Raw genomic sequence first — 13,035 nt, forward strand, 5'->3', positions numbered from 1 at the left:
GTCAAAATAATAGGAGGTGTTCTTTTTGAGTCCTAGATTGGCACAGAGGGGCATGGACATACCTGCCTCACCCATACGCAAGCTTGTTCCTTTTGCAGATGCGGCGAAGGAACGGGGCACCAAGGTGTATCATCTAAACATCGGTCAACCAGATATCGAGACCCCGGCACAGATGTGGGACAAAATCAGGCATTTCGACGAAAAGGTGCTCGCCTATGGACCTTCTAATGGTCTGCTCGAGTTCCGCCAAGGCTTGGCTAAGTATTATGCAAATTATGGTGTTCATGTAAAGCCGAGCGAGATTATTGTCACCACTGGCGGTAGTGAGGCTCTGCTCTTTGCCATGCTGGCTACTTGTGATCCGGGGGATGAAGTCCTCGTTCCTGAACCCTTTTACGCCAACTACAATGGTTTTGCTGTGTATGGCACCATCACCATCGTGCCCGTGACTACCTTGGCTGAAGATGGCTTTCGCCTGCCCGCTAAGGAACGTTTTGCCGCGAAGATAACGCCGCGTACCCGTGCCATACTTATCAGTAATCCCGGCAACCCCACGGGCGTGGTCTACACTAAGGCTGAACTAGAGGTGCTGGCAGAATTAGCCATAGAGCATGACCTCTTTATCATCGCCGATGAAGTGTACCGCGAATTCATTTATGACGGAGAAGAGTTCACCAGCATTATGACCATACCTGGTATGGCCGAGCACGCCATTATAGCCGACAGTATCAGCAAGCGTTTTAGCGCTTGTGGTGCTCGTGTGGGCAATATAGTTACCCACAACAAAACACTGCTCGATTCCATGATGCGTTTCGCACAAGCTAGGCTGTGCCCGCCCACTCTCGAACAGTATGGCGCCATAGGTGCTTTAGAGGTTCCTGAATCATACTTTGCGGATGTGCTGGTCGAATATCAAAAGCGCCGCGACATAGTTTACGCGGGCGTGATGAGTATTCCTGGCGCAGTTTGCAAGCAGCCTAAGGGGGCCTTCTATGTCGTGGCCAAGCTACCTATTGATGATGGGGATGCCTTTGCGGAGTGGATGTTAGCAAAGTTTAGTTTAGAGGGAGCAACCACCATGGTGGCCCCTGCCGCTGGTTTTTACGCGACGCCTGGCTTAGGCCGCGATGAAGTGCGCATTGCCTACGTGCTGAATTCTGCTGACTTAGAACGAGCCATGCACATCTTAGCCAAGGGCGTTCTAGCATACAGGCAAGAGAAGGGGCTCTAGCATTTCTCTGTTCTAATACCCCCCCTACGCGCATAAATGTTAACGATAGTTTATGGGGCGAAATAGGGGGGGGAGAGCTCTATGTGGGTTGTAACTTTGGGACCCTTCCGCGGCAAGCGCATGCAGGGTGTGAAGCTTGTGGCTATGGTGATTGCAGTGCTACTGCTGGCTTTGTTGATTTGGCAAATTGCAGGTCTTTTGACCGCACCAGAACCTGTACTGGAGCAGCGTGCTTTAGATGCGGCGCTCGCGGCTGAGGGCCTGCCTGAGGCAGGCTTCCTAGGGAGACTCTTGGCGCATTTGCGACTGTGGTACAGAGAAGGTTTCTGAAACCCCCCCTCACCAGGGGGATTTTCTTCGCCTAGGCCTCCTTGGCCAGAGAGGAATTATTGTGGCGACGACGAATTATAATAGCCATAGACTGTGCAGAGGGAGGATTGGCGTGGAGACATACATTAGGGAATATCTTGACCATATCGGGGTTGAGCAGGGGTTAGCAAAAAACACCTTGGAATCCTATGGGCGAGATCTACGCCAGTTCAAAGATTACATGGTACAAGCCGCCCTAGATTGGCAACAACTAGACCGGCAGCAAATTCGCCTGTATCTAGAACAATTGCGCAATCAAGGAAAGTCTACGGCTACAGTATCACGCTGCCTTTCGTCAATTCGTTCATTTTTTCGCTTTCTTCATCGCGAAGGCAAGCTATCGTACGACCCGGCGGCAGCGCTCGATACGCCCAAGGTGCATAAGCGACTGCCAAAAGTGCTTAACTTGCATGAAGTCGAGAGACTTCTCTTTGAGCCAACTGACGCGACTCCAGCGGGGCTCCGGGACAAGGCCATGTTTGAAGTGCTATATGCCACAGGCATCCGTGTATCAGAGTTGGTATCGCTCCAGATGATCGACGTCAACTTGGAGGTAGGGGTGTTGCGTTGCTTTGGCAAGGGTGACAAAGAACGCATGGTGCCTTTAGGCTCGGTAGCTGTAACAGCGCTTAACTCCTACATCGCTAAAGGGCGCCCAAAAATGGTGCAGAGAGCTATAGTCGCCTCCCTTTTTGTTAATCACCATGGGCGACAAATGACTCGGCAAGGTTTTTGGAAGTTATTCAAGAAGCATGCCAAGGAAGCCCAAATACCAGTCAATGTCACCCCTCATACCATGCGCCACTCGTTCGCCACACATCTACTCGAGAACGGCGCTGATCTGAGAGCAGTACAAGAGATGCTTGGTCATGCTGATATCAGCACTACGCAAATTTACACACATGTAACTAAATCACGGCTGCGGGAAGTCTATGACAAGGCTCATCCGCGTGCATAGGAGGCATTTTCGTGCAGAAAAAAATAGTCCTAATCGTGCTAGATAGCCTGGGAATTGGTGCTCTGCCCGATGCGGAGGAGTACGGAGACCTAGGTAGCAATACTTTGAAACACGTCTTGGATGCCAACCCAGAATTGAGTCTGCCTAATCTAGCCAAGCTCGGTCTGGGGCAGGTACTCCCCCACGCCGGGCTACCTTGTTCTCTGCCGCTGCAAGGGTTTTTTGGGCGTGCTATGACACGCTCGCGTGGCAAAGACACCATCACTGGGCACTGGGAAATGGCCGGTCTAGTGCAGGACGAGCCCTTTCTTACCTTTCCCCATGGTTTTCCTGCCTCAGTGGTCGCCGAGTTGACTAAGAGAACTGGCCGGAGCTTTCTCGGCAATGTGGTGGCCTCAGGGACCGAGATTCTGGTGGAGTTAGGGCAGCAACACGTAGAAACTGGTTCGCCCATACTCTATACTTCTGCCGACAGCGTTATGCAAATTGCCGCCCATGAGTCAGTTGTGCCTCTTCTGGAGCTCTACGCAATTTGCCGTACAGCCCGGGAGCTAATGCAAGGTGAAAATCGCGTGGCGAGGATTATTGCTCGCCCCTTCACTGGCACAAATACTTTTAGCAGGACTGTCAATCGCAAAGATTACGCAGTTGCTCCTCCCACGCCCACTCTGCTCGATGTGCTCTCTAACACGGGGTATCCGGTGGTTGGAATTGGTAAGATATGTGATATATACATGGGCCGCGGCGCTACCAACTGCCTTAAGACCGACAACAATGCCGAGGGTATGCAGAAGACAGAGAGAGAATACCTACAGGCGGAAAGTGGACTCATTTTTACAAACCTCGTTGATTACGACATGCTTTACGGTCATCGCAATGACGCTAAGGGTTACGGGCAGGCCTTGCTGGAGTTTGACATCTGGCTAGGTCAGTTCATGGCGCAAATTTCCCCCGGAGACTACCTGTTTATTGTCGCCGACCATGGGTGTGACCCGCTGCACCCCGGCACGGACCATACGCGCGAATATGTGCCGCTCTTAGTGTACAATCCTGCCCTGAGCGAGACATGTGCCCTCGGTGATCGGACAACATTAGCTGACGTGGCGGCAACTATCGCTGACCTGTTCGACTTACCAGAGAGGTTTGCAGGAACCTCATTTAAGGAGATGCTAGTGCAGTAATGATAAGATTTTACGATGTTATAAAGAAAAAAAGAGATGGTATGGCCCTCAGCACCGCGGAAATTGACTTCTTTGTACAGGGGATAGTCGACCATAGTATTCCCGACTACCAGCAGAGTGCGTTTCTCATGGCGATCTTCTTTCGCGGTATGGACGAGAGAGAGACGGCGGATTTAACTATGGCCATGGTGAGATCGGGCACGCAGATCGAACTCAAGATGCCTAAAGCGGTAGATAAGCACTCTACTGGCGGAGTTGCCGACACCACTACCCTCGTTGTGGCACCAATCGTTGCGGCTTGTGGCGTGCCTGTCGCGAAAATGAGTGGTCGCGGTTTAGGGCACACGGGGGGGACCGTCGATAAACTTGAGAGTATTCCCGGTTTCTCTACGTCGCTGACCATGGAGCAATTTCGCAAGCAAGTCGCGCAGATTGGCCTGTCTATCATCTCAGCTACCGCCGAGGTAGTCCCGGCGGATAAAGTGCTCTATGCTTTGCGCGATGTTACGGCCACCATTGATAGCATTCCGCTCATTGCCAGCTCCATCATGAGCAAGAAATTAGCTGCTGGTGCGACTCACATTGTCCTTGATGTCAAATTTGGACGCGGAGCATTTATGGCCAAGTATAGCGATGCCGAACGCTTGGCGCGGACGATGATTGGTATCGGGACTCGACTCGGGCGCCCTACAGTAGTCCTGTTGACCAGTATGGATGCTCCGCTCGGCAGTAGCATTGGCAATGCCTTAGAGATTAAAGAGGCCCTTGCCATTTTGACTGGGCAAGGAGGTTCAGCTGATCTCTGCCATGTTTCTCTGGCGCTAGCACGTGAGATGATCCTACATTACTACCCTAGTATGACTGTGGACGAGGCCTGGCAAGCAGCCAAGGAGGCTTTGGTTTCGGGACGTGCTCTCGCTAAGTGGAATGAAATGGTGGCAGCGCAAGGAGGCGACTTGAAGCAAGGTTTGCCCCAGGCGAAGTTTTGTGAGAATGTGCGGGCTTCGCGCGGGGGTTACATTCAGTCCATCGACCCCTTGCTGCTAGGGAGCATGTCCGTGGAGATCGGTGCGGGCCGTAGTAAAAAGGGAGACCTCATTGACTACGCTGCTGGTTTTGTTATCGAGGCGCGTGTAGGCGATTATGTGGAGCAAGGAGCGCCCCTCCTGCAAGTTCACTCTAGCAGTCCTGTAACTGCCGAGTTCTTGGCACGACTTGCTGTGGCGTTTACCATAGTTGACCAACAACCAGAGACCTCGGCGTGGCGCATCGAACGTATCGTCTAATCAGTATGTAATTTCTCACGGCAGGGGTATGCTAAGAGAAAAGTGCTGAGGAGGACTACACTTGTCACAGCGGCATATCCTGGCAGTCGTCGCGATTTTGTGTCTCTGTCTTATTCCTATCCCCGTTGTCGAGGCCACAGCCACAAATCGAAGCCTCCCTGCGATGGCGTTGTCGGAGGCCCTCCGGGTTCCACAGGCGCTATTGATGGATATGGGAACGGGCACCATTCTCTTGGCGAAGGACGAGCATCAACAGAGGCCTATTGCCAGTCTGACCAAAATTATGACCAAGCTCTTGGTCTTAGAAGCGATAGAAGCAAATCGCATCACATGGGATGATCAGGTGCGCATTAGTAGCCACGCACGCCAGTACGGAGGCTCGCAAATTTGGCTGGAAGAGGGCGAAGTTCTTACCGTCGAGCAGCTGTTTTTGGCTGTGGCAGTAGTCTCGGCCAATGATGCCGCGGTAGCCCTGTCAGAGTTTATTGCCGGCAGTGAGGTAGGCTTTGTTGCCCTTATGAATGAAAGAGCGCGTGGGCTAGGAATGACCAACACCAATTTTACCAGCGCTTGTGGACTCGACATCGGTCAGCCCTTCTCCTCAGCTTACGATGTAGCTCTGATGACGCGCGCCTTACTTAAGCATGAGAGAGTGCACGACTTTGTCAGTATCAGGGTAACTCACCTCGAACGGGCGCGCGTGCGCAGTATGCTCGCTAATACCAATCGCCATCTCCTGGCCACCTACCCAGGTTATGACGGTCTTAAGACCGGCTGGACAACGAAAGCTGGTTGGTGTTTGTCTGCGACAGCTAAGCGCGGCCAACTGCGTCTAATTGCCATCGTTCTAGGTGGAAACACCCCGGCAGAGCGCAACAGCGATATAGTGCAACTCCTAGATTATGGCTTCGCCACTTACGAGGGGAAGCGCGTCGTGGAAAAGGGCCAAGAAGTAGGCCTCGCTCGGGTACAAAAAGGTCAGACGGAGCAAGTGAAGCTTTATGCTGCAGACTACTTGGATATTATTTTTCCTAAGGGCCAGAAGAGCGCCTGGGAGCAGAAAACCGAATTCTTCGCTGTGGAGGCGCCAGTGGCTGCGGGTCAGATTATGGGTAGACTGACGATCCTTCAGGACGGCAAGGTTGTAAGACAAGTTGACTTAATGGCGGCAGAGAATGTACCTCGCGCTTCGGCCTTTCTTTTCTTTAACCGACTATGGCGCCGCTTACTGCGCTAGCTACAAACTACCGCATCCCCCATTTTGGGGGTTTTTTCTTTGTTGCGGCAGGATTTGTTTGCCAAGGAGAGAATCCCATAGCAAAGGGAGGTTGACGTTAATGGAGATTGATTTGAGATACCGCGGTAATGTCTTAGTGGTGACACTGAAAGGTGAGTTAGACCACCACGCCGCCGACAAACTGCGGCAGCTGGTGGAAAAAGAGCTGGACAAGGAGATAGCCATCCATCTTTTGTTCAATTTGCCCGGTCTTACTTTTATGGATAGCTCTGGCTTAGGCGTCATACTAGGTCGCTACCGGAGGGTTAATGCTGCGGGTGGCAAAGTAGGTGCCTGCTCGTTGCACCCATATATAGAGCGGTTGTACCAAATGGCAGGGCTACCTCGCATTATCCCGGTCTATGAATCCGAAGAGGCGGCGCTCGTTTCACTGAAGAGATAGCTGAGAAATGGGGGAAAAAAATGGAAAATTGGTTCGAGCTGCGCCTGCCTGCGCTGTCACAAAACGAAAAGTTTGCGCGCACTACAGCTGCTCTTTTTGCTCTTCAGGCGGGTGACTGGTCACTAGTAGAGATAAATGAAATCAAAACGGCAGTGTCAGAAGCGGTGACTAATGCCATTATTCATGGCTACCATGAGTGCTGCGGCGAAATTATAGTAAGTGGCACAGTGGCAGCGGGTGTTGTGGAATTTACTATCTCTGATGCCGGACAGGGCATTGCTGATGTAGAGACAGCCCGTCAACCGTTATTTACAACCAAACCTGAGCACGAACGCAGCGGTCTTGGGTTTACGGTCATGGAGAATTTCATGGATGAGGTAGAGATAGACTCAACACTTGGGCAGGGGACTAAGGTGAAGATGACTAAGTACCTCCTGCGTAAAGTACAATAGAGCCGTAATGAGCACGATAAACGCCAAGAAGGTAGCCAGTGGTCCCGTGCTGAGCGAAGCTGATACACAAGCACACTTGCGTAGTCTTCGCGCTGGAGATAAGTCAGTCCGTGAGAAAATGCTCCTAGGTCACGCACGTCTCGTGTATTCGCTCGTGACTCGTTTTTTAAACAGTGGACACGATCCCGAAGACCTCTTTCAAATTGGCTGTATCGGCCTCTTGAAGGCCATAGACAGATTTGATCTTAATATCGGGGTGAGATTCTCTACCTATGCCGTTCCCCTGATCATCGGGGAGATTCGCCGCTTTTTGCGCGATGACGGGCCTATAAAAGTGTCGCGTTCTATCAAGGAGACGGCACATCGAGTGCGAAAATGTAGCGAAACATTACGGGCCGAACTGGGTAGGGATGCCCGTCTTAGCGAAATCGCCGCCTCGCTCGAGTTAAATGAAGAAGAGATTGTCTCGGCATTGCTTGCTATGCGCCCCATGGCTTCATTGGAAGAGAAGATATCTTCGTCCGACAGTAACTCTATGTACTTGGTTGACTGTCTTAAACTAGAGGAACCGGTGCAAGAGGCAGTAGTGGAGAACATCGCCCTGCAACAGCTAATGGCCAGTCTGTCGCCCAAGGAACAGCGTATTATTACCGCTAGGTACTTCGAAAACAGGACGCAGTCTCAAGTGGCTAGTGAGCTCGGTGTTAGTCAAGTGCAGATTTCGCGCTTAGAAAAAGCAATTTTAGCTCGCTTGCGCCGGCTCCTCGACTAGCTACATGATTTGATAAGTTGTGGAGATACTAGGTTTGAGCGACCAAGTAAGGTTGCACCCTGACAACCGAGGTGGAAGACATGCGGCTCCGGCGAAAACAGATGTACGTGGTTGCTCTGGCAGCAATGCTCACAATTGTTGCTTGGTCGTGGTGGTACCTCTCTGTGCGCCAAGATGATAGGAGACCCCATGGCGCAACGATGGTCAGGCTACAGCTGACAAATGAGGAGGTGCGACATGGCGCAAGTGGTAAAAGTTCTTGAGTTGGTGGGTGACTCCACCCGTGGTTGGCAAGAGGCAATTGAAAACGCAGTGCAGGAGGCCGCACGCACCGTCGACAATATTACCGGAGTAGAAGTCTACAATATGACTGGCAATGTGGAGAGAGGACACATAGTGGAATATAAAGCCAATGTGAAAGTGGCTTTTCTCGTAGAACCACAGCGCTGAAGTGAGGATGTCCCGTTTCGCGGGGCATCTTCTTCTTGTATTATCCTTTTCTCTCTTGTGAACAATAGAGGGGGAGGTGTGACGATGGTTGGCAGCAAGGCTCGTAAAAAACAGTTGCAGCGCAAAGACTACCAGCAACTGAGTGCGCAAAAGAGGTTGAAGATTCCTGTATGGCGGAACACCTTAGTGGCCTTTGTGGTAGGAGGATTAGTTTCGGTGCTTGGTCAAGGACTGATCTTTTTCTATATATGGTTGGGATTTAAGGAGGAGCAGGCGGCGAGTCCGATGGTGGCAACACTGATATTGATTGCCTCTATTTTGACAGGCCTTGGAGTGTGGGATTACCTCGGGCAGTTTGCGGGGGCTGGGGTAGGGGTGCCAGTCACCGGCTTTGCCAATTCCATTGTCTCTTCGGCGATAGAGTTTAAGCGTGAGGGCTACATCTTGGGTGTGGGAGGACGCATGTTTCAGTTGGCTGGGCCGGTTATTGTTTACGGTGCGGTTACAGCCTTCGTTGTGGGACTTATACACGCCTTGGTGCAGTGGTTATGAAGGCGCGGAAGAAAGTCGGTTTGCAGTCTATGGTTTTCTCGCGGCCGGTGGCGATTCTTAGTTCGGCTGCTTGCGTGGGCCCACTCGAAGGGGCAGGTCCCCTGCAGGGGAGCTTTGACGTGGTCTACCCTGACCTGCTAATTGGCGCTAAGAGTTGGGAAGCAGCGGAAACAACTATGATCAAAGAGGCGGTAGAGATCGCACTCGGCAAAGGCAGTTTGTCCACCCAAAGCGTGGACTACTTACTGGCAGGGGACTTGCTCAACCAGTGTATTGCGGCTAACTTCGCGGCTCGCGATCTAGGCATACCCATGCTAGGTTTGTACGGCGCTTGTTCCACCATGGCGGAGTCGGCAGGTCTTGGGGCGGTACTCATTGATGGCGGTTTTGCCCAGTACACGGTGGCAGCTGCTTCTAGTCATAATGCTACTTCTGAACGTCAGTACCGTTATCCAACTGAGTACGGAGGACAACGACCGCCCTACAGCCAGCATACCGTTACTGCGGCTGGGGCGCTACTCCTTAGTAATGGCCTCCACTGCCAAAGTCCCATGCCGCGCATTACGCACTTTACCGTAGGCAAGGTCTGTGATCTAGGTATCAAGGATCCCTTCGACATGGGCTCGGCCATGGCTCCAGCCGCAGCTGACACCTTGCTAAGGCACTTCGCCGATCTGGCTTTAGCGGCGGACCATTACGACCTAGTAGTGACAGGCGACCTAGCCTATGTTGGCCACGCTATCCTTAAAGAACTGCTGCATCAATCCAATTTGGACTTGGGGAGTCGCCTTAACGACTGCGGGCTGATGATTTATGACCGCCATGAACAGCCTGTCTTTGCCGGTGGCTCTGGTTGCGGTTCTAGCGCCGCCGTTCTTTGTGGCTACCTCCTAGACATGCTCAGCTCCTACACCATAAAGCGTCTCTTGTTAGTCGGCACAGGAGCACTGCTTAGCCCTGTTACCTACCAGCAAGGCGAGACCATCCCCTGTGTTGCTCATGCTGTCGCTATAGAAATGTGCCATGACCATTTGGCAGATGAGGAGTTACGATGATATTTCTCTATGCCTTCTTAGTGGGTGGGGCAATCTGTGCTATCGGCCAATTACTCATCGACCTAACCCCGTTGACCCCTGCTCACGTTCTCACGGTCCTAGTTGTCGCTGGGGGCGTCCTCTCTGGCCTTGGAATGTATGGCCCCTTGGTAGAATGGTCGGGGGCAGGTGCGTCAGTCCCCATAACGAGTTTCGGCCATCAATTAGTGCAAGGCGCATTACAAGAAAAGGCCACAGCGGGGCTTTACGGAGTCATGGGTGGGATTTTTGACCTGACTAGTTCGGGAATTACTGCGGCTATAGTCTTTGGTTTCTTCTGTGCCCTTATTTTTGACCCTAAAGGATAGCAGTGCCCTGCGCAATCGCGTTATGTTGGGAACGCGGTTGTGTTTTTCTATGCTATAATTAGGTAGTCATGTGTGGGGGTGTTTAGGTGGAGGTAGTAGTATGCCATGCCAATGCCGATTTTGACGCCCTAGGGTCATTAGTTGCTACTAAAGTACTAAGACCCAGGGCGCTAGCTTGTTTTCCGGGCCATATTAACAAGAAGGTGCGCGAGCTCTATTCACTCTACAAGGACAGTCTCAATATTACATCCGCTGACCATATCAATGTGCAAGAAGTTACCCATCTTTATGTGCTAGATACACAGCGCCCCGAACGTATTGGTAAATTCAAATCCATTTTTGAGCGCAGCGACGTGCGCTTAAGCATTATCGACCATCATCCCTTACAGAGTAATCTGCCCTCATGGGCCAAGCTGCAAGTAGAAATGGTAGGGGCCACTACCACCCTGTTGGTGGAAGAGATTGCGAGCAGGGGGTTATTTCTCAGCCCCAGCCAAGCCACGGTGATGGCAGTCGGTATCTATTCAGACACTGCGTGCCTAACCTCTGGCACCACATCGCCTAGGGACGCCAAGGCGGTGGCTTTTCTCCTCAGCCAGCAGGCTAACTTAGAGGTCATTGCTAGTTATGTTCGTAGCCCGCTGAGCGATGGGCAGCGCACCCTCTTTGAAGAATTGCTCACTGCCTCTCGTGAAGTGTCTGTGAAAGACGCTAAGATAAGGCTAACCTCATGTGAGGTCAACGAATATGTGGACGGACTTGCCGTGTTGGCTTCACGGCTGGCTGAAATTGATGACTGTGATGCCTGTATTGTGGCTGTGAATATGGATGGACGAGTGCATATAGTAGGGCGTAGCAAGAATGACCGCGTGAACATGCATGCCCTGATGCGTCATTTTGGGGGCAGCGGACATCAGCAAGCTGCGGCCGCCACCGTCAAGGGTAAAGGGATAGTGGAGCTCCTGGACTTGATTGAGCAAGTTTTGCCAAGCGTAGTCGAGCCACCCCTTCGCGCTAAGGATATTATGAGTTCGCCGGTAAAAAGTGTTGACCCCGAGATGACCATGGAAGAGGCCGGGCACATGATGCTACGCAGTGGTCACAGCGGCTTGCCTGTGGTCCAAGGCGGTAGCTTAATCGGCATTATTTCTAGGCGCGATCTCGACAAGGCCAATCATCATGGACTGCAAAATGCTCCCGTCAAAGGGTTTATGTCTACTGTGGTCGTTACCGTAAACGGAGAAGCCTCCATGGATGAAGTGCAACGTTTAATGATGGGTAAAGACATCGGTCGCTTGCCCGTGGTAGATGCAGAGGGCGGCATCATCGGCATAGTCACGCGCACAGATGTGTTGCGTACCTTGCACGGCAAAAGCTACCCACATTGGTATCAGACCACTTTTCGTTCGCAGCCTGAGGCGCTTGACTTAGAGCTGCCTAACATTGCCCCCTTACTGGAAAAGCACTTGGGCAACAAAACGATTGGCCTCTTGCTCTTGATTGGGCAGGAAGCGGAGCGGTATGGCGCTAAAGTATACCTTGTGGGCGGTCTGGTGCGAGATATATTGGTGGGCTATCCCAATGTAGATATAGATTTAGTAGTAGAGCCTGAGGCCATTCCTATCGCTAAAATCGTGGCCAAGCTGCTAGGGGCTGAATGCGTTGATTACCCAAAGTTTGGCACGGCGACCCTCACCCTGCCCTCAGGTGATCAGATTGATTTTGCCACGGCGCGCACTGAATTCTATGCGATGCCAGCGGCCATGCCTGATGTAGAATATGCGACTATAAGACAAGACCTCTATCGGCGTGATTTCACCATCAACACTCTCGCTGTGCCGCTTAGCTCATCTCTGTTTGGTAATTTGCTTGATTTTTACGGGGGGCGAGATGATCTTCAAGCAGGATTGGTACGAGTGCTCTACAACCTAAGTTTTGTCGAAGACCCTACCCGCATCATACGTGCCGTGCGATTTGAGCAACGATATGGCTACGCCTTAGAAGAACAAACGGAACGTTTTTTACGCCATGCCCTCGACAATGGTGTGCTGGAGAAAGTTTCGCGCGAGAAGTTGCGCGAGGAGTTACGTTTGTTGTTTGTCGAGGCGTCGGCCCCCCGAGCCATCCTACGCATGGACGAGCTAGCTATCTGGCCACATATCTTGCCACAGTTTCGGCTAACTGATCGGCAAATAGATGTCTTACGCACTGTGACCCAGGTGGATTTAACAGAGCTCGATGTGTTTGCTATTTACAGCACGGTATTGTTTCTGTACCGGCCCTATGCAGAATGGCCGCCACTTATTGAGAGCCTTAAATTGCCACGCAAAGCACGCGATGTCGCCCTTGAGGTGATGGAACAAGCGGCACAGATACTCGGTGCCCTCTCTCTGGAAGAAGCGAATTTAGCAGAATTACTTCTTATGTACGAGCCCCTACATGCCGAGACAAAAGTAATACTTGGCGCACTGGCTAGTAAAGAGGGAGCCAAAAGAATAGAGGCCATGCAAGCATTAGGCTCTGTCAAAATGTCTCTCAAAGGTCAGGATCTTATCGAGCGTGGCATTGCTCCAGGGCCGCTTCTTGGCAGGCTGCTGCGAGATATTAAGAAAGCTCGTCTCGAACGCCTAGTAGCAAGCAGGGAAGACGAGCTGGAATACCTCGATTTGCTCCTCGAGCGCAACCAAAAGGGAGGAAACTAAG

General features: G+C 51.9%; 14 protein-coding genes. All 14 read left to right on the forward strand.

Going from position 1 to position 13,035, the window contains the following annotated elements; translation table 11 throughout:
• Window positions 1–52 precede the first annotated feature (52 nt).
• Window positions 53–1,231, forward strand: coding sequence for a pyridoxal phosphate-dependent aminotransferase (locus KGZ92_08605; protein MBS3889329.1), 1,179 nt, complete (start codon window positions 53–55; stop codon window positions 1,229–1,231).
• A gap of 81 nt (window positions 1,232–1,312) precedes the next feature.
• On the forward strand, window positions 1,313–1,561 hold the full coding sequence (locus tag KGZ92_08610) for a hypothetical protein (GenBank protein ID MBS3889330.1): 249 nt from the start codon (window positions 1,313–1,315) through the stop codon (window positions 1,559–1,561).
• Between the two features lie 112 nt (window positions 1,562–1,673).
• A complete protein-coding gene (xerD, locus tag KGZ92_08615; GenBank protein ID MBS3889331.1) occupies window positions 1,674–2,558 on the forward strand; it encodes a site-specific tyrosine recombinase XerD in 885 nt (294 codons plus the stop codon).
• A gap of 11 nt (window positions 2,559–2,569) precedes the next feature.
• Window positions 2,570–3,739, forward strand: coding sequence for a phosphopentomutase (locus KGZ92_08620; protein MBS3889332.1), 1,170 nt, complete (start codon window positions 2,570–2,572; stop codon window positions 3,737–3,739).
• The gene (locus KGZ92_08625) at window positions 3,739–5,025 is read left to right on the forward strand and encodes a thymidine phosphorylase (GenBank protein ID MBS3889333.1); all 1,287 of its coding nucleotides are present in this window, start codon (window positions 3,739–3,741) and stop codon (window positions 5,023–5,025) included. Before KGZ92_08620 ends, KGZ92_08625 begins: the two co-directional genes overlap by 1 nt.
• Window positions 5,026–5,086: 61 nt before the next feature.
• Window positions 5,087–6,262 carry a D-alanyl-D-alanine carboxypeptidase gene (locus KGZ92_08630; GenBank protein ID MBS3889334.1) on the forward strand — a complete coding sequence of 392 codons (1,176 nt, stop codon included), beginning with the start codon at window positions 5,087–5,089 and terminating at the stop codon, window positions 6,260–6,262.
• A gap of 100 nt (window positions 6,263–6,362) precedes the next feature.
• A complete protein-coding gene (gene spoIIAA, locus KGZ92_08635) occupies window positions 6,363–6,704 on the forward strand; it encodes an anti-sigma F factor antagonist (protein ID MBS3889335.1) in 342 nt (113 codons plus the stop codon).
• A gap of 20 nt (window positions 6,705–6,724) precedes the next feature.
• Window positions 6,725–7,156, forward strand: a complete 432-nt coding sequence (gene spoIIAB / locus KGZ92_08640) for an anti-sigma F factor (GenBank protein ID MBS3889336.1) — start codon at window positions 6,725–6,727, stop codon at window positions 7,154–7,156.
• 46 nt (window positions 7,157–7,202) lie between these two features.
• Window positions 7,203–7,928 (forward strand): SigB/SigF/SigG family RNA polymerase sigma factor, encoded by a 726-nt coding sequence (locus KGZ92_08645; protein ID MBS3889337.1) that lies wholly within the window; start codon window positions 7,203–7,205, stop codon window positions 7,926–7,928.
• Between the two features lie 237 nt (window positions 7,929–8,165).
• On the forward strand, window positions 8,166–8,378 hold the full coding sequence (locus KGZ92_08650; protein MBS3889338.1) for a dodecin domain-containing protein: 213 nt from the start codon (window positions 8,166–8,168) through the stop codon (window positions 8,376–8,378).
• 84 nt (window positions 8,379–8,462) lie between these two features.
• The gene (gene spoVAC / locus KGZ92_08655; protein ID MBS3889339.1) at window positions 8,463–8,930 is read left to right on the forward strand and encodes a stage V sporulation protein AC; all 468 of its coding nucleotides are present in this window, start codon (window positions 8,463–8,465) and stop codon (window positions 8,928–8,930) included.
• Window positions 8,927–9,985 carry a stage V sporulation protein AD gene (spoVAD, locus tag KGZ92_08660; protein MBS3889340.1) on the forward strand — a complete coding sequence of 353 codons (1,059 nt, stop codon included), beginning with the start codon at window positions 8,927–8,929 and terminating at the stop codon, window positions 9,983–9,985. Before spoVAC ends, spoVAD begins: the two co-directional genes overlap by 4 nt.
• Window positions 9,982–10,332: a stage V sporulation protein AE gene (gene spoVAE, locus KGZ92_08665; GenBank protein MBS3889341.1), complete on the forward strand. Its 351-nt coding sequence runs from the start codon at window positions 9,982–9,984 to the stop codon at window positions 10,330–10,332. The genes spoVAD and spoVAE overlap by 4 nt, the downstream gene beginning before the upstream one ends.
• Window positions 10,333–10,418: 86 nt before the next feature.
• Complete coding sequence (locus KGZ92_08670) at window positions 10,419–13,034, forward strand: CBS domain-containing protein (GenBank protein ID MBS3889342.1); 2,616 nt, start codon at window positions 10,419–10,421, stop codon at window positions 13,032–13,034.
• Window position 13,035 lies beyond the last annotated feature (1 nt).

The sequence above is a fragment of the Bacillota bacterium genome, from assembly GCA_018333655.1.
Taxonomy (GTDB): domain Bacteria; phylum Bacillota; class UBA994; order UBA994; family UBA994; genus BS524.

Coding starts and splice junctions, on each gene's coding strand:
- spoVAE (MBS3889341.1), top strand. CDS start 9,982: ATGATATTTCTCTATGCCTTCTTAGTGGGTGGGGCAATCTGTGCTATC.
- spoIIAA (MBS3889335.1), top strand. CDS start 6,363: ATGGAGATTGATTTGAGATACCGCGGTAATGTCTTAGTGGTGACACTG.
- KGZ92_08610 (MBS3889330.1), top strand. CDS start 1,313: ATGTGGGTTGTAACTTTGGGACCCTTCCGCGGCAAGCGCATGCAGGGT.
- spoIIAB (MBS3889336.1), top strand. CDS start 6,725: ATGGAAAATTGGTTCGAGCTGCGCCTGCCTGCGCTGTCACAAAACGAA.
- spoVAC (MBS3889339.1), top strand. CDS start 8,463: ATGGTTGGCAGCAAGGCTCGTAAAAAACAGTTGCAGCGCAAAGACTAC.
- spoVAD (MBS3889340.1), top strand. CDS start 8,927: ATGAAGGCGCGGAAGAAAGTCGGTTTGCAGTCTATGGTTTTCTCGCGG.
- KGZ92_08605 (MBS3889329.1), top strand. CDS start 53: ATGGACATACCTGCCTCACCCATACGCAAGCTTGTTCCTTTTGCAGAT.
- KGZ92_08625 (MBS3889333.1), top strand. CDS start 3,739: ATGATAAGATTTTACGATGTTATAAAGAAAAAAAGAGATGGTATGGCC.
- KGZ92_08650 (MBS3889338.1), top strand. CDS start 8,166: ATGGCGCAAGTGGTAAAAGTTCTTGAGTTGGTGGGTGACTCCACCCGT.